This is a genomic window from Streptomyces sp. AK02-01A (genome assembly GCF_033795305.1).
GTDB lineage: Bacteria > Actinomycetota > Actinomycetes > Streptomycetales > Streptomycetaceae > Streptomyces.
Genome location: NZ_JARBAE010000032.1, coordinates 23,541 through 43,731, shown reverse-complemented (window position 1 = coordinate 43,731; position 20,191 = coordinate 23,541). Strand labels below are relative to the sequence as shown.

Sequence of the window (20,191 nt, the reverse complement as noted above, 5' to 3'; positions counted from 1 at the left end):
GGCCGGGCGTTCAGCCGGCCTGGCGTCCCGCACCGGAGTCCACGGCCCGCAGAGGCCGGCCGGCCAGGGCCCCCATTCCGGCGTGGTCCTCGGCGGACGCCGGTGTGAAGAGAAGGACCAGCGCACTGGGGTCGTCCACCGGATGGAATGAGGAGAGGGACAGCTCGATCCTGCCGATTCCCACCGGTTCCACGATGACCGTACGAGCCGTCAGCTCCGCCACCGAGTGGCATCCCCACCAGTGGCGGAGCTCCGGCGCGTCCTCGTCCAGCCGCCGGTAGACCTCGTCGGTCCGCGGGTCTCCCAGGGCGGGCCCGGCCTGGGCGCGGAAGTGCTGGAAGACGTTCATGGCGAGCGGCTCCCAGTCGTGCAGCACCGTCCGCAGCCGGGTGTCGGCCACCATGAGCCACATCAGATTGCGGCGGTCGGCGGGCACGGACTCGGGACTGCCCCAGAGCGCGCTCCAGGCGGCGTTCCAGCCGACGAGGTCGAAATGCCGGTCCAGCAGCGCGGCCGGGCTGGCGGGCCAGGAGTCCAGCACCGGCTGGACGGCGGCGGCGAGTTCACCGCTGCCGCCGTCGTCCTCCGCGGCGGCGGGCTCGTGATAGCCGGCCAGCCGCATCGCGTGCCGCAGCCCGGCGGCGTCCAGCCGCAGCGCCCGGGCGACCGCCCCCAGCACCTGCCGGGAGGCGGTCACCCTCCCTTGCTCCAGCCAGGTGTACCAGGCCAGGCCGACACCGGAGAGCGAGGCCACCTCCTCCCTGCGCAGCCCCGGAGTGCGCCGCCGGGCGGTTGCCACCAGGCCCACGTCGGCGGGCTTGAGCAGCTCGCGGTGGGCCCGGAGGAACGCGCCGAGTTCCGTGCTGGGAAGGGGAGTTGACATCGGTGGTGGCTCCTCGGCCGGATCGGTCGGCAGATCGGTACGTCGCTACGTCGCTACGTCGCTACGTCGCTACGTCGCTACGTCGCTACGTCGCTACGGCTGCGCTCAGCGTAGCCGCGTGCTCACCGGCGCGGAGTGAGCTGCCACAGCCGTACCGGCATCGAGCTGACCCGGCCCCGCTCGCGCTGCCGGCGCCAGGCGCTCTCTCCGACCGCCCGGAAGAACGCGGCGCGCTGCCCGGGGTCCACGAGCCGGGCGTAGTAGTCGCCGAAGGTGGCGGCGTGGAAGTGCTCGTACTGGCTCTCGTCCTCGACGGTGACGACCGCCTCACGCTCCCGGTACGACTCGATGTGGAAGAACCGTTCGAGCAGCGCGCCCAGTTCGTCGGCGGGCCTGGTCCGGACGGCGATGGGCAGGACCTCGCCGTCCGAGAACACCGGTGCCACGGAGGCCCGTTCGGTGCCGAGAGCCACCAGCGCGTCGCGGACGATCTCGTCCTCGCCGCCCAGGCCGTCCGCGTCGCGCTCCGGATGATAGGTCGTCAGCAGGAAGACACCGCCGGGCGAGAGCCGCTCGCTGATCCACTGGAGGACGGTCTCCTCGGCCGGATACAGCCAGTGCAGCACCGAGGTCATCGTCACCACGCCGGCCCGCTCCGGCAGCTCCGGCGGTGCGGTGAGATCGGCGTGGACCAGCCGGACGCGTTCACCGTACGGCCGCAGCCGCTCCGCGGCCTCGGCGATACGGTGCTCGGAGCGCTCCAGGCCGACGGCCAGCCGTAGCGAGGGATGCCTTTCGAGTGCCTCGTGCAGCAACTGGCCTATGCCGCTGCCGAGATCGAGCAGCACCTCCGGTGCTCCGGTCACCCGGTCGAGCACCCAGTCCCGGTCGTGGATCTGCCGCAGCGCGCTGGCGTGCGCGTATCCGGCGAGGGTGCGCGCCTGGATCTCGGTGGTGGACGCGGTCATGGACTGACCTCCTGGAGAGGGCCGGCCGGTGCGGATGGTGCGGCTGGTGCGGATGGTGCGGATGGTTCACTGATGAGCCGCCGCAGCCGCGCACGGACGGCGCTCTGGTCGTAGCGCTTGTAGAGGTTGATGCGGTTGCGGGCGAGATCGCCCCGGTGGACGTACTCGTACAGGTGCTGGCGCTGCCCGAAGGCGTCGCCGGTGAGTTCCCAGGCGAGCCGGAACAGCCGGGACTTGTGGTCCGCGTCGATGCCACGGCCGCGCATGTACCGGTCGAGATGAGGCCGCAGCCTGGGATGGGCGAGGTCGTTCTCGGTGGGCTGCATCAGCAGTCCGGACGCGCCGATCCGGCGCACGATGTCGACCGCGCTCTCGGCCACCTCCGCGGACCAGACCCGGCTCGCGGCGGTGTCTCCGGGAGCCAGCAGTCCGCTGTCGGTGACCGTGGCCCGGGCCTCCGCGGCGTCCAGGAAGAGCTCGGTGAGCTCCGCGTATCCGGCGAGCCGGCCCAGGTCCTCCTGGATATTGCGGAAGCCCTCCACACCGATGCTCTCGGCGACGAGCGTCGCGGTCGCCAGCAGCGCGCGCAGCCGCTCCCGGTAGCGCACATGGCCGATATAGGCACTCCAGGCGTTGATCCGGCCCAGTCCGCGCCGGGCCAGTTCGCCGTCGCGCAGCAGGAACACACGGTCCCAGGGCACCAGCACGTCGTCGAAGAACAGCATGGCGTCCTGCTCGTCGAAGCGCGCGCCGAGCGGGTGGGCGTGGCCCCAGGAGGCGCCGCCGAGCGGTTCGCGGCACAGAGTCACCAGGCCCGGTGTGTTCAGTGGCAGCGCGAACCAGACCACGAACTGCTCACCGCGCCGCTGCGTGAAGGACGCCGAGAGATAGACGAGCACCTCGTGCGCGAGAGGCGCGAGAGTGGTGAGCTGTTTGGCGCCGCGGACGACGATGCCCCGGTCGTTCTCCTCCAGGACCCGCAGCGCGAGATCGGGATCGTCGACGGGATCGGTGGAGCGGTCGATCTGCGGATCGCCGAGCGCGTGCGACAGCACCAGGTCGTTGGTCGCGCAATGGCGGTACCACGCGTCGGCGTTGGCGCCGAAGCCCGCGTGAGAGCTCTCCAGTTGATGGCGGAAGTCATGGACGCCGACCGCGATGGACGCCATGAAGGCGGGCGAACGGCCGTGCTGGCCAAGGGATTCGGCGTGCCAGAACTCGGCGCTGCGCCGCTGGACGCGTAGCTCCTCCAGAGTGCGCGGCGGCTGGTAGGCGCGGGCGAGCCGCTGCCCGGTCTCCGGGTCCTTCCAGGTGAGCAGCTCATGGTGGTCGGGATCGTGCTGGAGGTCGATCAGCCGGGCGAGTTCGTCGACGGCCGGTTTGAAGGCCGGGTGGGCGGCCGGGTCGGTGATGCGTTGACCGTCCAGGTAGAGCTCGCGTCCGTCGTCGAGTTCGGCCCGGTAGCGGTCTCCGGTGAGCAGGCCCCTGCCCGGGCCTCCTCCCCGGCCCTGTCCCGGTGCGGAGGTGTCCAGTCGGGTCATGCGCGGGCTCCTGTCGACGTCGTGGGATGGCGGTCGAGGGTGCGGTACTGGCCGTCGTGGTACAGCAGCGGCTCGCCCGGTCCGCCGTCCGCCGCGACCACCCGGCCGACGAGAACGGCGTGGTCACCGCCCGGCAGGACGCTGTGCAGCCGGCAGTCGAACCAGGCCAGGCTGTCCTCCAGGACGGGCGCGCCGGTGTCCTCGGCGCGCATCGGCGCGTGGGTGAAGAAGCCGAGGGCGCGGCCGGCGCCGGGAGCGGCGAAGCGCCGGGCGAGCGGCTCCTGGTTCACGCCGAGTACGGACACGGCGTACCGTCCGCTGCCCCGTACGGCCGCGGCGAGCGGGCTGTGGGCGTCCACGGCCACGCTGATCAGCAGTGGATCCAGGGAGAGCGTGCACAGCGAGGAGACCGTCTTGGCGAAGACCTCCTCGCCGGAGCACGCGGTGAGGACGGCGACGCCGGTGGTCCAGCGTCGGGCGGCACCGCGGTACGACTCCGCCTCGGCGCTCCTGGCGGGCCGCAGTGCGGGGCTCATCGCAGTCCCACGCGGTAGGCGCGCAGCCACTCGTCGACCTGGACGAGATGGTCGAGGCCGCCGACCGGGTTCGGTGCGGTGCGCGGGCTGGGCAGGGGCCGGCCTTCGGCGAGGGTACGGCGGACGGCGTCGCGGTCGACCAGGTCGAAGACCGGCGCCTGGGAGTCGGCGAGGAGGTCCCGCGCGCGGGCGGTGAGCACTTCGGTGTAGCGCACGGCGGGCGTGGAGGGGTATCCGCTCTTGGGCCGGTCGGTGACCTGCGGCGGCAGCAGGTCGCGTACGGCGTCGCGCAGCAGGCCCTTGGACCGGCCGCCGGGAGTTTTCACGGCCCAGGGCACGTTGGCCGCGTACTCCACGAGGCGGTGGTCGCAGAACGGCACCCGGACCTCCAGCCCGACGGACATGCTGACCCGGTCCACCCGTTCCAGGAGCGGCGGCAGCCAGCGGGTGAGCGCGAGATGGAAGACCTCGCGGATGCGGCGGTCGGCGCCTTCCTCGCCGTCCAGTCGAGGGACGTCGGCGAGCGAGCGGCGGTACTGCTCGGCGGTGTACTCCTCGGGCCGTACCCGCGCGGCCACTTCGGGACGGAGCAGCGCGGCCGGCGTGGTGCGGCCGTGCAGCCAGGGAAAGGTGTCGGCGGCGAGCGCCGCGGGATCGTGGAAGTAGGGATAGCCGCCGAAGATCTCGTCGGCGGCCTCGCCGGAGAGTGCGACCGTGGAGTGCTTTCTGACCTCGCGGAAGAGCAGATGCAGCGAGGCGTCCATCTCGCCCCAGCCCGGCCGGTCCCTGGCGCGCAGTACGGCGTCGCGGGCGTCGAGGAGGTCGTCGTCCGGGATCAGCACCGAGGTGTGGAGGGTGCCGATGTGTTCGGCGGCGGCCTGGACGAAGGGCGCGTCGGCGCTGGTGCGCCAGGCGTCCGGAGCGCGGTCGGCGCTGCCCGGGAAGTCCACGGAGAAGCTGGTCACCTTGGAGTGGCCGGAGCGTTCCCGGGCGGCCGCCGCGAGCGCGGTGACGGCGCTGGAGTCGACGCCGCCGGAGAGCAGTGTGCACAGCGGTACATCGCTGAGGAGCTGGCGTTCCACGGTGTCGGCGAGCAGCGCCCGTACGGTCTCACGGGTGGTCGCGGGGTCGTCGGAGTGGAGGTGGGAGGTGGGTCGCCAGTAGCGGGTGGTACGCGTGGCGGCGCGTCCCACGGTCACCACCTGGCCCGGCAGGACCTCGTGCAGGCCCCGGAAGATGCCGTGTCCGGCGGTCGGAGCGGCGGGCAGGGCGAACAGTTCTGCGATGCCCTCGGCGTCCAGTTCGGCCCGGAAGAGCGGATTGGCCAGTACGGCCTTCGGCTCGGATCCGAAGAGCACGCCGCTGCGGTGCGCGTGCCAGTACAGCGGCTTGACGCCCAAGTGGTCACGGACCAGGAGGAGTTCCTGGCGGCGGACGTCCCACAGCGCGTAGGCGAAGATGCCGTTGAGGTGACGGGGCGCGTCGGCGCCCCACTGGAGATGGGCGCGGAGCAGGACCTCCGTGTCGGAGCGGGTGCGGAAGTCATGGCCGAGGGAGCGCAACTCCTGCCGCAGCTCACGGTAGTTGTAGAGCTCGCCGTTGTAGGAGAGTACGGCGCCGGGCCCGGCGGCGCCGGTCTCGCCCATCGGCTGGGCGCCGCCGTCGGGAGCGATGACGGCGAGCCGGCGGTGGCCGAGTGCCGCGTGCCGGGAGAGCCAGACGCCGGAGTCGTCCGGGCCGCGGCAGGCGAGCGTTTCGGTCATCGTCCGGAGGGTCGCCTCCTCGGCGCGCAGATCGGTCTCCCAGTCGATCCATCCAGTGACTCCGCACATCAGGTCTCCTGGAGTTCGTCGGGGCCCGCGGGCGCGGAGCCGGGAGCGGCGGCGGGCGCGGTGGCCTCCCAGCGGCAGCCGTGGCCGGTGGGCCCGTTGCGTAGCTGGTGCGCGGGCAGATAGCCCTTGGCCCGGATATTGGCGGTCAGGGCCTCGGTGCAGTAGGTGCAGGGCGAGGCCAGTGTGAGCCGGACACCGCCGCGCCGGGCCTTTTCGCGGTAGTCCCAGATGGCGCAGTGCGTGATGGTCAGGGCCGCGTGCGCGGGGCCCGTCGCCGCGGCGTCGTCGTCGAACTCGTAGTCGGATCCGTACAGTTCGGCCTGGCGGGCGATGCGGTGGACGGGATCGGCGGCGCCCCGGCCGCGATCGGGTTCGACCTGCCGGTGTATCCCGGCGTTGGCGCGGGCCCAGTCGGCGAGGATCTCCTCGCCGTAACGGGCCACGAGGAAGCGTTCCATCAGCGCCTGGTCCCGGAAGAAGACGCGCTGCCATTCGCTCGCCGGGGCCGTGAGCGAATCGGGCAGATCGGCGAACAGCTCGGCCTGCAGCGTGAACCAGTCGGTCAGATGGACCTCGTCGCCGAGTGAGGCGAGCAGCCCGGTGAGGCCGGCCTCGGCCTCGTGGAGCCGCTGGCGCCAGAGCGCGGAGCGTTCCGCGTCGGGCATGGAACGGTACGGATTGCGGGACTTCTCGGGCCGTACGACGGTGTCCGTCGCGGCGACGCCGTCGCTGCCAGGACCGGGCAGCACCGTCGTCCGTGCTCTGCCGCTCTCGGCGGACTCCGGTCCGGCCGGCGGTGTACCTGCACCCTGCGCCGCGGTGTCGCGTGAGCCGGCGCAGGCGATGGCTCCTTCGGGCGCATCGCTCATCGGGATCTCCTAGGCGAGGTGGGTACGGACCGGGAACTCCTGGTCCGCCGGTAAACCTAGGGACGGTGACGGGCCGCCCAGAAGCCCCGAACGGAGTCGGTGGCGGCGACCATCGGCTCACGGCGAATGCTCCGAAGGTCGCCCGGACCGGGCCGGACCGGCGGGGCCCGGTACCGACGGCGCACCTCGTACCGGCACGGCACGGTTGCGGACAGAGCCAAGGGCGGGCCGCCGTCGAGGGGCCCGCCCTTGGTGTACCGCCGGCGGAGATCGGTGCCGGACGGTGTGAGGGCCGCGGTGTGTTCCACGGCCACGCGCGCCGCGCGGGCGTCTTCTCGGTCAGCCGGCCAGTCCGTGCCGATGAGCGTAGAGCGCCGCCCGCAGCCGGTCGGGCTGGCCCGTCTTTCGCATCGCCTGCGTGAGATGTTTCTTCACCGTCGCCTCGGCCAGGGCGAGTTCACGGCCGATCTCCGCGTTGCTCAGACCGCGCGCGAGCTGCGCCAGCACCTCGCGCTCCCGGCCCGTCAGCCCGCAGTTCTGCGGCAGTGGTTCGGTGGCGTGCCGGTCCAGTCCGGCCGGATGGACCCGGGCGGGCGGTGGCGCCGGCAGAAAGACCGTCCCGCCCGCGGCCACCATCGAGACGGCTCCGATGATCCGGTCCTCCGCCAGATCGAGAGGGAAGCAGCCGCTCGCTCCGGCGAGCAGCATCCGGCTCGCCTCCGTGGTGGACTCGGCCCGGCGCAGCAGCAGGATCCGGACACCGGCGGCGCCTTCCTGGCCGCGCAGCCGCGCGACGGCGGACAGGTCGTCGCCGAGCGTGTCGCCGCCTCCCAGCAGGATCACATCGGGGCGTACGCGCCGTACGGCTTCGAGAGCGCGGCCGGCGTCGCCGGAGCTGCCGACCACCACCATGTCCGGCACGGGACCGAGGACGCTGCGCAGCCCGGCACTCGCCACCGGATGGCGTTCCACCAGGAACAGCCGGGTGGCGGACGCCCTGCCATGGGCGGACTCGGTGCACAGCGGGTGTCCGCAGGCGCAGCCCGCGGAAGCGCGGTTGAGCCGTGCGCGGGCCGACCGGTCCGGCCTGCGGTCCTCGGGGTCGGCGAGGAGCTGATGGCCGGCGATCAGATCGAGCGGATTGTCTATCTCGTTGTGCAGTGCCTCGGCGCCGGTCTGTCTGAGCGGCGTACGCGGCTGGCGCCGGCCCGGCTGCCGTCTGCCGCGCGCGGCGCCCGGGTCCACCACATCGGTCAGCAGCTCCACGGCTCGCCACCTCCTTGGTGAGAGGTGGTCGTTCTTGGTTCACGTTCTCGGAAAAGGTATGGCATCGCGGTGCGTTCCCCTCGGGTACGACGGTGATGCCGGAGCTCTCCGCGTATCCCCTGACCTGCGGTCAGGCCGACACCAGCCTGCGCACGGGGAACGGGACGGGCCCGGCCGGAGGAGGAGGCGCGACTGTCCGGAAAAGAGCCGGAGGTCAGCGCCCGACGCGTGCGCTACAGAGCTCGTCGAAGCACCTGCGGTGCCACGAGCCGCCGATACCGACCAAGGTGAAGTCGGTTCGCGGGATGGCCATGTCCACAGCGTAATGAGGGGCCCGGCGCCGGTCAATGTCGGCCAGTGCACCGTCGGCCACGGGACCGCGCCTACCGGGCCCGGCGGATCCTATGACCCGGAGTATCCGTATGAACCACTGCCTGGCTGCGGGCTGTTGACATCCCTCATTGTTCGACTCAGCGGCCGGTCCGGCCCGTCGGCGCGGCGGGCCTCACCCCCTCCGGGCCCCGCGGGCTGTCGAGGACCGGGGACGGCGTCCCACTCGGCCGGCCCTCTGTGACGGATGCCGGCGGCGATCCGTGCCTCGTCCCAGGACCGTTCCCGTCACCGCGCCGCGCCACCGATCCGCCTTCTGAAGGGACCACTCATGTCCGGCCACTCCCGTCCGCCCGCCGCCGGCCCGTCCGGTGTCCGTCCCGGGCGGGCCGAAGGGTGAGGGGATTCCTGCTGCGCCGGCTGCTGCTCGCCGTGCCCACCGTGCTCGGAGTGACGGTCGTGGTCTTCGCGACGGTCGCGCTGATCCCCGGCGACCCGGTCGGCGCCCTGCTCGGCCCCGGCGCGCCGCCCGAGTCCCGGCAGGAGCTGGCCGACCGGCTCGGGCTCGGTGAGCCACTCCCGGTCCAGTACGCGAACTGGCTCTGGCACGCGCTCCACTTCGATCTGGGAGTCTCCATCTCCGCCCAGCGGCCGGTGGCGGAACTGCTGCTGCCCGCGCTCGGCCAGACCCTGATCCTCACGGCCGTGGCGTTTCTGCTGGTCATCACCGGTGGCACGCTGCTCGGTGCGCTCGGCGCGCGGCGCCCGCGAGGACCGCTGGGCCGGCTGTCGAGCGCGCTGACCACCTTCTCGGTGTCCGCTCCGCAGTATTCGGTGGCGCTGCTGCTGATCGCCGTTTTCGCCGTCTGGTGGCGTCTGCTGCCCGCCGGTGGCACACACGACGTGTTCGGCGGCGGCGGTACGTTCGATCTGGCCCGCCATCTCGTGCTGCCCGCCGTCGCCGCCGCGCTGGTCCCGCTGGGGCTCACCGCCCGGGTGTTCGGGACCGCTCTCGGCTCGGTGCTCGCCTCGGACCTCGCGGACAGTCTGCGGGCCCGTGGGCTGAGCCGGACGGCCGTGCTGCGGCACTGCGTACACAACGCCTCTCCGGCCCTGCTGACCATCGGCGGGCTCCAGCTCGCCTATCTCCTCGAAGGCGTGGTGTTCGTGGAGACGCTCTTCGCCTGGCCCGGTGTCGGACGGCTGCTGTACGACGCGCTGACCGCCCGCGACCTCCCTCTTGTGCAGGGCGGAGTGCTGGTGGTCGCGGTCGCGTTCGTCGGCATCAATATCGTCGTGGACGCGGCGCACGCTCTGGTCGATCCACGGGTCAGGAGCGCGCGATGAGCCGCCTCAAGGGATACGGCCCCGGGCTGCTGCTGCCCGCCGGATGCGCCGCTCTCCTGCTGCTGCTCGCTCTCGCCGGTCCGCTGCTCACGCCGGACGACCCGGCCGCCGGAACGCTGGACGACCGGCTGCTCGACCTCTGGAGTCCCGGCCATCCGCTGGGCACCGACACGCAGGGCAGGGATGTGCTCAGCCGGCTGATCGCGGCCACTCTTCCGTCCCTGGCCGGCGGGCTGCTGCCGGTCGCGGTCGCCGCCACCGCGGGCCTGCTGCTGGGCACGGCCGCCGGTCTCGGCGGACGGATCACCGAGCAGGCCCTGCTCCGGACGCTCGATGTGCTGTACGCCTTCCCCGGTGTGCTGCTTGCCATCGCCGTCGCCACGCTGCTGGAGCCGGGGCTCGGCACCACCGTGATCTCGCTGTCCGTCGTCCTCACACCGGCCGTGGCCCGGGTCGCCTTCACCGAGGTGCGGCGGATCCATACGGCCGAGTATCTGGAGGCCGCCCGGGTGAGCGGCGCGGGCCGGACATCCGTCGCGCTGCGTCAGGTGGCTCCGGTCGTGGCGCCCGTCGTTCTCGTCTACTGCTCGTCCCTCGTCGGCCTGTCCATCGTCTACGCGGCCGGGCTCTCCTTCCTCGGGCTCGGTGTGGCACCGCCCGCCGCCGAATGGGGCGCGATGCTGGACGAACTGCGTCCCGCGCTGCTGACCCATCCGGCCGTCGCGATCCTGCCCGCGGTCACCATCCTTCTCGTCTCGGTGGTCTTCAACACCCTCGGCGAGGCCCTGCGCAAGCGGATCGGCGACAGCCGGGCGCTGCTCCCGGAGGCCGTCCGATGAGCCGCCGCGGAGGGCCGGCCGAAGCACTGTCGGTGACGGATCTGACGGTCACTCATCCAGGACCCGATGGACCCGTACGGGCCCTGGACGGTGTGTCGTTGCGCGTCGAGCGGGGCGGTGCGCTGGTCCTCCTGGGCGAATCCGGGAGCGGCAAGACCACCGTCGCCAGGACCGTCCTCGGGCTGCCCGGCCGCGGCGCCGCGGTGACCGGGAGCGTACGGCTCGACGGCACCGATCTGCTCACGCTGGACGAGCGCGCGCTGTCCCGGATACGTGGCCGGCGCATCGGTTACGTACCGCAGGATCCGACCGGATCGCTGGACCCGCTCCGCCGGATCGGTCCTCAGCTCGTCGAGGTGCTGCTGCGCCACCGGATCAGCGCCGGACGCCGGGCGGCGCGGGCCGCCGTACCGGATCTGCTCGCACGGGCCGGAATCGACGAACCCGAGCGGATCGCCCGCAGCTTTCCGCATGAACTGTCCGGAGGACTGCGCCAGCGTGCGGCCATCGCGCTGGCCGTCTCCTGCGGTCCCGGGCTTCTGGTGGCGGACGAACCCACCACCGCACTGGACGCCGTCGTCCGGTCACAGGTCCTCGACCTGTTCCAGTCCCTGCGGTCCGCACACGGCATCGCCCTGCTGCTGGTCACGCACGATCTCGCCGTGGCACGGCGGATGGGCGGCCGGATCGCGGTGATGCGGGACGGCCGGATCATCGAGACCGGTGACGCGGACCAGGTGCTCTCCCGGCCCGCACACCCTTACGCGGCCGAGCTGGTGGCCGCGGAGCCGGGAGGCCGCCCATGACCGACGCCCTGCTCTCGCTCACCGGTGTGTCCAAGCGCTATCCGGGCGCGGACGGCCGGTTCGCGCTGGACCAGGTCTCGCTGACCGTCGCTCCGGGAGAAACGGTCGGCCTGGTCGGCGAGTCGGGCTCCGGGAAGTCCACGCTCGCCCGGCTGAGCCTTGGCCTGCTCGGGCCCACGCACGGCGCCGTACGGTTCGCCGGGCACGACCCGTACCGGCTGCGGGGCCGGTCGGGCCGTCCGGTGCGCGCCCGCCTGCAGTTCGTCCCTCAGCACCCGCGGGCCTCGCTCAATCCCGCTCTGCGGGCGGGCGAGGCGGTGGCCTTCGCCTTGCGGACACACGGCGCTCCAAGACGCGAACGTCCCGAACTGACAGCGGAGTTGTTCCGGCAGGTCGGCCTCGACCCGGCGCTGGCGCGGCGCTATCCGCGTGAGCTGTCCGGCGGGCAGCTCCAGCGAGTGGCGGTCGCCCGCGCGCTGGCGACCGGTCCCGAGCTGGTGGTCTGCGACGAACCGACCTCGGCGCTGGACCGCCGGGTGCAGGCCCGGATCCTCGACCTGTTCACCGAGCTCCAGGAACGCCGAGGGCTCGCCTATCTCTTCATCTCCCACGATCTGGCGGTGGTCCGCCGGCTGGCGCACCGCGTGGTGGTGCTGCGGCACGGCCGAGTGGTGGAGGAAGGTCCGGCCGAGGCCCTCTGGACCGCGCCCCGCCATCCGTACACCCGGGCTCTGCTCGCCGCGGCGACCGGCACCGGGCCCGCCGGGGCCGGCTCTTCCGCCACCGGCAGTGGTCGGAGCGTCCCGAAGGACCGGGCGGCCATTCCTCCGAAGCCATCAACGGCAGAACCTCATCAGCCACACCCGGTCGTCCCGGACCGCCAACCATTCTTAGGGAACCACATGACGCACCGCCAGCCTCACCACCGCTTCCGTGCGAGAGCGGCCGCCCTGCTGTCCGCGACCGCTCTGCTGCTCACCGCCGCCGGCTGCGCACCCGGCTCCACCGCCGGATCCGGTACGAAGACCTCCGGCCGCGGCGGCACTCTCGTCATCGGAGCGACCGGAAAGCTGCCGAACACCGACACCATGATCGGCGGTGCCGGTTTCGAGGGAAAGCGGCTGGTCAGCTTTCAGCTCTACGAGGGCCTCACGCGCTACGACCTGTCCAGGACGGACGCACCGCCGTCCGTCACCGGTGCGCTCGCCACCTCGTGGAAGGTCGCGGCCGACCACAAGACCTGGACGTTCACTCTGCGCGAAGGCGTGAAGTTCCAGGACGGCACACCGTTCAACGCCGACGCGGTCCTCTTCAACCTCGACCGCTATCTCGACAAGAAGAGCGAGTACTACACCGACGCACTGGGCGCCGCCGCCGGAGAATACGCCGGCGGAATCACCAGCTACCGCGAACTGGCCGACGGCCAGGTGGAGTTGGTCACCAAAACGCCCAACGGCCACTTTCCCGAGGACCTCGCGCATGTCCTGATCGCCAGCCCGGCCGCGGTCCGCGCGACCGGGTCCGCCGACTTCTCCGAACATCCCGTCGGGACCGGTCCCTTCTCCTTCGCGTCGCAGCGAGCGGGCGAGCAGATCGACCTGGTCGCCAACCGGTCCTACTGGCGAGGCGCTCCGAAGCTCGACAAGCTGGTGATCAAGGCCCTGCCCGACGCCGCCGCCCGCACCGCCGCACTGCGCTCCGGCTCGGTCAACTGGATCGAATATCCGAACCCGGACGACATCGAGACGCTGAAGGCCGACGGCGCGCAGGTCGTCACCAACAACTACGACCACCTCTGGTACTGGATCCTCGACACCAAGAAGGGCCCCTGGAAGGAGCTCAAGGTCCGGCAGGCCGCCAACTACGCCATCAACCGCGAGGCGATCGCCGACAAGCTGCTGCACGGCACCGCGGACCCGGCCTACCAGGCCGCGCCACGGGCCACACTCGCGTACGACAAGGCCGGCGACACCTACGCGTACGACCCGGCCAAAGCCAAGCGGCTCCTCGCGGAGGCCGGATACGCGGACGGCTTCAGCACCTCGGTGACCGTCCCCACCGGTGGCTCCGGCAATCTGCTGCCGGTCCCGATCACCGAGGCGCTCCAGCGCGATCTGGCCGCCGTGGGAATCAAGGCGGAGATCCGCACCACCGACTGGTCGACGCTGATCAGCGCCGAGGCGAAGGGCTCCGTCGCCCTCGGCTCGGACGCCATCGCGCAGTCCACCACGCTCTTCCAGTCCGAGGCGCTGCTTCCGCTGTTCATCGGCACGGGAAGCCCGTTCTGGACCGGCCAGTACAGCAATCCGGAGGTGGACGCCCTGCTCGCCTCGGCGGCGGCCTCACCGGACCAGAAGGCGCGGCAGGCCGACTACCGGCAGGCGCTCTCACTGGTGACCAAGGACGCGCCCTGGCTCTTCGTCGTCAACGACCGCAATCCACGGGCGCTCGCGCCCACGGTCCACGGACTCGTACAGCCACAGTCCTGGTTCCTCGACCTCACCACCGTCCGCGTCGGCGAATGAGCCCATCGCACGATCCCCTCGTACCGCACGAAAGGACGGCCGGTTCCATGACCGCCGAGCACTCGCCGCACTACCATCCCGCCGTCGCGCCGGCGCTGAAGTGGGGCGTCACACTGCCCCTGCCGGGACTGACCATAGACCGGCACCGCTTCCTGGTGGAACGGCTGCCCGACCTCGGCTACACCGACGTCTGGAGCGCGGAGGGCGGCGGCACCGATGCCTTCACACCGCTCGCGGCGACCGCCGCCTGGTCGCCGTCCCTGCGGATCGCGACGGGGATCGTGCCGGTGCACACGCGCGGGCCCGCCGTCCTGGCCCAGACCGCCGCGACCCTGGCCCAACTCGCGCCCGGGCGGCTGCTGCTGGGCCTCGGCGCCTCGGTGCCCGCGCATGTCACCGACATCAACGGCATTCCGTTCGACGAACCCTTCAAACGCACCAGGGACGTCCTGCGCTTTGTCACCCGGGCGCTGCGCGGAGAGCACATCGCCGGAGACTTCGACACCTTCTCCATCACCGGATACCGGCTGCCGCATCCGCCGGCCGACCCGGTGAAGGTGATCCTCGGCGCGCTGCGGCCCGGCATGCTGCGGCTGGGCTTCACCGAAGGCGACGGCGCGATCACCAATCTCCTCTTTCCGGAGGACGTACCGAAGGTGCTCGACGCCGTCGGACCGCAGCCTCCCGGCAAGGAGCTGGTGGTGAAGGTGTTCGTGTGTCCCACCGAGGACACCGATTACGCGCACCGCGCGAGCAGGCCGTTCCTGGCCTGGATCCTCAACCGCGAGCCGTACCGGAAGTTCCACGAATGGCTGGGACACGGCGAACTGCTCAAGGAGACACACGAGTTGTGGGCCGCCGGAGATCCCGAGGCGGCGCAGAAGGCACTGCCGGACGAAGTGGTCGACGGGCTGTTCATCAGCGGATCGCCCGAGGAGTGCCGTGAGCGCGTCCTCAGCTATCACCGTCCCGGAGTGACCACCGTCCAGCTCTATGTGTCGCTGCCGCCCGAGGTGTTCGTGAGCAGGGCACGGCTGCTCGACACACTGGCCAGGCTGGGGCCCGCCGCCCGGTGATCCGGGGCCTGTGCGGTCCGCCGGAGGAATGCGTGAGGAGTGCGTATGGAGCTCGACCTGCGAGGTGGCGTACGGGCCGCTCCGGTCCTCGGCCGCACGCCGCGCGAGCGGCAGGCGCTGCGGTTCGCTCCGGACCCGCCCGGACGTGACGCGGACCCGGACCATGTGGCGCGCACCGCCCGGGAGAACGAGGAGGACGGGCTGGACAGCGCGCTGGTGACGCAGTCGAGTTCCTGGCCGGATCCCTGGCTGGTGGCCGCCTGGGCGCTGGCGGCCACCAGCAGGTTACGGATATCGGTGGCACACCGGGCGGGAACGACGGCGCCCACCGCCGCGGCCCGCGCGCTCGCCACGCTGGACCGGCTGTCCGGCGGGCGCGCGTCGGCCCATGTGATCATCGGTTCGAGCGACGCGGATGTCGCACGGGACGGCGACAGCCTGCCGAAGGCGGAACGCTACCGCCGGGCCGCCGAGTATCTGGAGGTGTTCACCAAGGCTCTGGCCGGGCGCGCGGAGTTCGATTTCGAGGGCGAGTTCTACGCGGTACGCGGCGCCCGGTCCGGCCTGCGACCGCGACCGCGCGCCGAGCTGCTGTCGTTCGGAGGCTCGTCCTCCGAGGGCGTCGAGCTGGCCGCTCGGTTCGCGGAGGTGTACGCGGTCGCGCCGGGCCCGTTGTCCGCGACCCGCCGGCGGATCGCCGGGGCTCGGGCGGCGGCCGCCGCACACGGCCGGACTCTGCGGATCTGGCGTCATGTCACGCTGGTGCTGGCCGCGACCGACGAGGAGGCGGCGGAGCGCGCACGGCGTATCGCCTCGGACGTCGTACGGCTGACGACGGGCCCGGACCGTGGACACCGGCTGGAAGCGGTCCAGTTGGACCGGGACCGGGAGCGTGGCCTCGTCGGATCCGGCGATGAGCGGGAGCGGGCAACCGCGTATGTGCGCCGTGCGCTCGCCGCCGCGTTCGTCGGTTCACCGGAGAGCGTCGCCGAACGCATCGGCTGGCTGCGGGCCGCCGGAGTGGACATCGTCCAACTGGACACGGCGGTGGAGACGGACGAGGACCGGGAGTTGCGGCGCGCACTGGTGGCGAGGCTGCGCAGCGGATATCTGCCGGCCCCGGCGCGCTCGGGACCGTACTACCGCCGAGGCTGGTAGGACGTGTCTGACACATGGCGCCGTCCGCCCGGAGGGCGGGGCCTGCGACGTCTGGTGCGTGCGATCCCAAGGCGGAGGATCATCCGTGTACTGGACGTACTCGGATGACTCCGACAACGCGGTGAGCGTGCGTGCCAGGCGTCGCAGGCCAGGCGGGATGTGTCAGACAGGGCCTGGCCGGGGCACCGCGCCGGGCGCGGCCGGGCCGTCCTCGCGGGCCGCACGGCGGTGAACTCGCCTGCCGGGCAGGCCCGGTGGGCCCGGAGCGCGCCGCGTACGGGTGTCCAAGATCACGTGATCTTTTTCAGCCGGGCCGCCATATGGTCGCCCCTGGCACGCCCCGCCGCGGCCGTGAGAAGCGAGCCGGGACGGGGTGGCCACGGACCTGGCAAACAGCCAGCGACCTTGTTTCACCGGCCACAAGGAAACCTCTTGAAGTCATCACGAACTCGCTGGACGGTGCTGGCCACCGCCGGCGCCGTCCTCCTGGCGCTGGCGGAATTCTCGCCGGCGTCAGCGACCGCCGGAGTTGTCGGCGCCACCTCCTCGGCGACCACCACCGGCCCGACCGGCACACACTCCGTCACCTTGATCACGGGCGATGTCGTCACCACACGCCGGTCCGGCGCGCAGGGCGGCACCGTGTCGGTGCGCCGCTCGGACGGCTCTCCTTCCGACGCACGGGTCATCGAGTCCGGAGAACACCTCTACGTCTATCCGGCGACCGTACTGCCCTACATCGCCTCCGGCGCCCTGGACAAGCGCCTCTTCGATGTCACCGGCCTGGTCGCCGACGGCTACGACGACGCGCACCGCGACCAGTTGCCACTCATCGTCTCCTACACGGACGCCGCCGCGCGCTCGCGCGGCACCGCGCTCCCGGAGGGCGCCAGAAAGGTACGGGAGCTGAGCAGCGTGCACGGCGCGGCGCTCAGTCAGGACCGGCGGAAGTCCTCCGGCTTCTGGAAATCCGTCACCAGCATCCCGGACGGCGCGAGATCCACCGGCACACCGGCCTTCGGCGGCGGTATCTCCCGGATCTGGCTGGACGGCCGCGTGAAGGCCGACCTCGCGGACACCACCGCGCAGATCGGCGCTCCCGAGGTCTGGGCCGGCGGCGACACCGGCGCGGGCGTGGATGTCGCGGTGCTGGACACGGGCGTCGACACGGACCATCCCGACCTCGCCGGACGCCTCGCCGCGACGGCTAGTTTCGTACCGGACCAGGACGTCACGGACCGCAACGGCCATGGCACCCATGTCGCCTCCACCATCGCGGGCACGGGCGCAGCCTCGGACGGCAAGGAGAAGGGCGTCGCGCCGGGCGCCCGGCTCCGGGTCGGCAAGGTCCTCGGCAACGAGGGCTCGGGGCAGGACTCCTGGGTGCTGGCCGGGATGGAATGGGCAGCACGGGACCAGCACGCCAAGATCATCAGCATGAGCCTCGGCGCCGATCCCACCGATGGCTCGGATCCTCTGAGCCAGGCCGTCGACAACCTCAGCGCCGAGACCGGTGCGCTGTTCGTCATCGCGGCGGGCAACGCGGGTTCACCGCATTCCATCAGCGCACCGGGCGCCGCGGACGCGGCGCTGACCGTGGGCGCGGTGGACTCCGGCGACAGCGTCGCGGACTTCTCCAGCCAGGGACCGCGACTGGGTGACGAAGGCATCAAGCCGGAGATCACCGCGCCCGGTGTCGAGGTGCTGGCGGCCCGGTCGCAGTACGCGCCGGAGGGCGAGGGCTCCTACCAGAGCCTCAGTGGCACCTCCATGGCCACACCGCATGTCGCCGGTGCGGCGGCCCTGCTGGCCGCCGCCCACCCAGAATTGACGGGACGTCAGCTCAAGGACGCTCTGGTCAGCAGTTCCAAGCCCACTCCGGCGTGGGACGCGTACCAGGGCGGCAACGGCCGGCTGGACGCCGCGGCCGCGGTGCGCGCCACGGTGCTGGCCTCCGGGACGGTGTCCGCGCCACGGGCCGGGGCCGGTGACAGCGGGCCGGCCGAACGGCCCGTGACCTACACCAACACCACCGGCACTCCGGTCACCCTGGATCTGACCGTGGACGCCGAGGGCGCTCCGGCGGATCTCTTCACACTGTCCCGGCGTCAGGTCGTGGTGCCGGCGCACGGGACCGCGGACGTCACCGTCACCATCGACCGGACGCCGGCCGGGACCTCCGACCACTACTCCGGTCAGATACGGGCGACCGGCCAGGACGGGGTGGTGCTGGCACACACCGCCGTCGCTCTGGGCTCCGCCTCGCACAAACTGACCCTCGTCGTCAAGGACGCCACGGGTGCGCCGGCCTCCGGCCTGGTGGAGCTTCTGCGCGCGGGCGAGTACCAGCCGGACTTCTATTCGGTCGGTGACACGGGCCGGGCCGACCTGTATCTCCCCGAGGACCACTACTCGGCGATGGGCTTCATGAACGTACGAGGAGTCCATGGCCCGCACTCCCTCGGTATGGCTCTGCTCGGAAACCCTGACATCGCTCTGGACCAGGACGCCACGGTCGTACTGGACGCCTCGGCGGCCCGTCGGGTCGACGCGACCACGCCGCAGGAGACCGCCACCACCTACCAGCGTTTCGAGTACTTCCGCTCGATGGGCGGCGGCTCCTGGCGGTCCTTCCTGGAGACCACGAACCGCTATGACAGCCTCTGGGCCCAGCCGACCGACGCGAAGGTCGCGTACGGCGACTTCTATCTCACGGCCCGCTGGCGCAAGGAGCAGCCCGCGCTGACCGTCGCCACCGGGAAGACCGACTTCACCGATCTGCTGCGGCAGTCGGGCACGACGCAGTTGCCGAAGGGACACCAGACTCTTCCCGTGGTCTTCGCCGGTGACGGCGCCGACGCCGACTACGCGGATCTGCGTGTACGAGGAAAGGCCGTGGTGGTCCGGCGCAACGCCTCGGTCACCGACGTCCGGCAGGCCGCCGCGGCGGCCACGGCCGGCGCCGGCCTCCTTCTGGTCCAGAACAACGAGGACGGACTCACCGTCCGCGACTACTACGCCGACTTCCAGACGCCGTCTCCGATCGAGGTGGCGCTGCTGGGCACGGACGAGGGAGAGGAACTCATCCGGCAGGCACGAGGCGGCCATGCGTCCCTGCGTGTGGTCTCCCAGCCGGTCAGCGACTATGTCTACGACCTCGTCGAGACGCAGCACAACAAGATCCCACGGGATCTGATCCAGCGCGAGACCAAGGCGAGCCTGGCCCGCGTCGATGTCGGTTTCAACAGTCCGGACCCGACTCAGGGCGGCGGTGAGTTCCGCTTCGACTGGCCGTCGTACTCCGACTGGGGCATCGGCACCACCACGCGCGTACCGGTGAACGGCAAGCGCACCGACTGGGTCTCCACCGGCGGCTCGTACCGCTGGGGCCAGGAGGCGTACGTCGACGGGCTGATGTACGAGATCGCTCCCCGGACCAGTCATGAGGCGGGTCGGTCGAGCAGGGTGGAGTGGTTCAAGCCGATCCAGCGCCCGTATCTCAACAACAACTTCAAGCTGCCCGCCAGAAGCGGTGCGCGGCTGAGCTTCGACATTCCCGGCTGGGGCAGTTCCGACCATGTCGGGATGGCGATGGACTACCAGCGGATGCGGCAGACCCTGGCTCTCTCTCAGGGCACGACCGAGCTGGCCCGGGGAACGGGCACCATCGTCGCGGCCGACGCACCTGGAGCCGGAACACTTCCCTACCGGCTGGTCGTGGAGAACGAGCAGGACGCCTCGGTGACTCCGTACTCCGCGAAAACGCGGACGGAGTGGGACTTCCGCTCAAAGGCACCGGCCGGAGAGCAGACCGAGGTCCCGCCGCTTCTGCAGCTCGACTACGCGGTCGACACCGACGCCGCGGGCAAGGTCGGGAGCAAGGCCGAACTGTCCGTCTCCGCCGCCCATCTGCCGGGAGCGTCCGGTGCGGGCAAGGTGGAACCGGTCACCTTGAAGGTCTCGTACGACGACGGGAAGACCTGGCAGACGGCGTCCCGTGAGCGCCCGGGGCACTTCAGCCTGAAGCCGCCGAAGAAGGCCCGTTTCGTCTCGCTCCGGGCGACCGCCCGGGACACGGCGGGCAACGCGGTGACCCAGACGGTGATGCGCGCGTTCGGCATCCGGTGAACAGTCCCTGGGCGGGACGAGACCGGACTCGGTCGTGTCCCGCCCAGGGGCCCGCTTCCAGGGCCGCGACAAACGGTGAACGGCGGT

14 protein-coding genes are annotated in these 20,191 nt (G+C 71.7%); 7 read left to right on the top strand and 7 right to left on the bottom strand.

Going from position 1 to position 20,191, the window contains the following annotated elements; translation table 11 throughout:
- Positions 1 to 10: 10 nt before the first annotated feature.
- The 7 genes from PV679_RS25545 to PV679_RS25515 all read right to left on the bottom strand — a co-directional run bounded on the left by PV679_RS25545 (position 11) and on the right by PV679_RS25515 (position 7,895).
- Entirely contained in the window at positions 11 to 883 is an 873-nt protein-coding gene (locus PV679_RS25545) for a helix-turn-helix transcriptional regulator (RefSeq protein WP_319682734.1), read from the bottom strand.
- A 122-nt stretch (positions 884 to 1,005) separates the two neighbouring features.
- The gene (locus PV679_RS25540) at positions 1,006 to 1,851 is read right to left on the bottom strand and encodes a class I SAM-dependent methyltransferase (RefSeq protein ID WP_319682733.1); all 846 of its coding nucleotides are present in this window, start codon (positions 1,849 to 1,851) and stop codon (positions 1,006 to 1,008) included.
- Complete coding sequence (locus PV679_RS25535; protein WP_319682732.1) at positions 1,848 to 3,392, bottom strand: 4-hydroxyphenylacetate 3-hydroxylase family protein; 1,545 nt, start codon at positions 3,390 to 3,392, stop codon at positions 1,848 to 1,850. The genes PV679_RS25540 and PV679_RS25535 overlap by 4 nt, the downstream gene beginning before the upstream one ends.
- The gene (locus PV679_RS25530) at positions 3,389 to 3,928 is read right to left on the bottom strand and encodes a flavin reductase family protein (protein ID WP_319682731.1); all 540 of its coding nucleotides are present in this window, start codon (positions 3,926 to 3,928) and stop codon (positions 3,389 to 3,391) included. The genes PV679_RS25535 and PV679_RS25530 overlap by 4 nt, the downstream gene beginning before the upstream one ends.
- Positions 3,925 to 5,760, bottom strand: a complete 1,836-nt coding sequence (asnB, locus tag PV679_RS25525; protein WP_319682730.1) for an asparagine synthase (glutamine-hydrolyzing) — start codon at positions 5,758 to 5,760, stop codon at positions 3,925 to 3,927. The genes PV679_RS25530 and asnB overlap by 4 nt, the downstream gene beginning before the upstream one ends.
- Positions 5,760 to 6,629: a hypothetical protein gene (locus PV679_RS25520; protein WP_319682729.1), complete on the bottom strand. Its 870-nt coding sequence runs from the start codon at positions 6,627 to 6,629 to the stop codon at positions 5,760 to 5,762. Before PV679_RS25520 ends, asnB begins: the two co-directional genes overlap by 1 nt.
- Before the next feature lie 339 nt (positions 6,630 to 6,968).
- On the bottom strand, positions 6,969 to 7,895 hold the full coding sequence (locus PV679_RS25515; RefSeq protein WP_319682728.1) for a response regulator transcription factor: 927 nt from the start codon (positions 7,893 to 7,895) through the stop codon (positions 6,969 to 6,971).
- A 726-nt stretch (positions 7,896 to 8,621) separates the two neighbouring features.
- Between PV679_RS25515 and PV679_RS25510 the strand changes: the two genes are divergently transcribed.
- The 7 genes from PV679_RS25510 (at position 8,622) to PV679_RS25480 (ending at position 20,104) form a co-directional block, all read left to right on the top strand.
- Entirely contained in the window at positions 8,622 to 9,572 is a 951-nt protein-coding gene (locus PV679_RS25510) for an ABC transporter permease (protein WP_319682727.1), read from the top strand.
- Positions 9,569 to 10,411 (top strand): ABC transporter permease, encoded by an 843-nt coding sequence (locus PV679_RS25505; RefSeq protein ID WP_319682726.1) that lies wholly within the window; start codon positions 9,569 to 9,571, stop codon positions 10,409 to 10,411. Before PV679_RS25510 ends, PV679_RS25505 begins: the two co-directional genes overlap by 4 nt.
- The gene (locus tag PV679_RS25500; protein WP_319682725.1) at positions 10,408 to 11,217 is read left to right on the top strand and encodes an ABC transporter ATP-binding protein; all 810 of its coding nucleotides are present in this window, start codon (positions 10,408 to 10,410) and stop codon (positions 11,215 to 11,217) included. The genes PV679_RS25505 and PV679_RS25500 overlap by 4 nt, the downstream gene beginning before the upstream one ends.
- Positions 11,214 to 13,742, top strand: coding sequence for an ABC transporter substrate-binding protein (locus PV679_RS25495; protein WP_319682724.1), 2,529 nt, complete (start codon positions 11,214 to 11,216; stop codon positions 13,740 to 13,742). Before PV679_RS25500 ends, PV679_RS25495 begins: the two co-directional genes overlap by 4 nt.
- Before the next feature lie 47 nt (positions 13,743 to 13,789).
- Positions 13,790 to 14,818 carry an LLM class F420-dependent oxidoreductase gene (locus tag PV679_RS25490; RefSeq protein ID WP_319682723.1) on the top strand — a complete coding sequence of 343 codons (1,029 nt, stop codon included), beginning with the start codon at positions 13,790 to 13,792 and terminating at the stop codon, positions 14,816 to 14,818.
- 45 nt (positions 14,819 to 14,863) lie between these two features.
- Positions 14,864 to 15,976: an LLM class flavin-dependent oxidoreductase gene (locus PV679_RS25485; protein ID WP_319682722.1), complete on the top strand. Its 1,113-nt coding sequence runs from the start codon at positions 14,864 to 14,866 to the stop codon at positions 15,974 to 15,976.
- Positions 15,977 to 16,408: 432 nt separating this feature from the next.
- Entirely contained in the window at positions 16,409 to 20,104 is a 3,696-nt protein-coding gene (locus tag PV679_RS25480; protein WP_319682721.1) for a S8 family peptidase, read from the top strand.
- Positions 20,105 to 20,191: the final 87 nt, after the last annotated feature.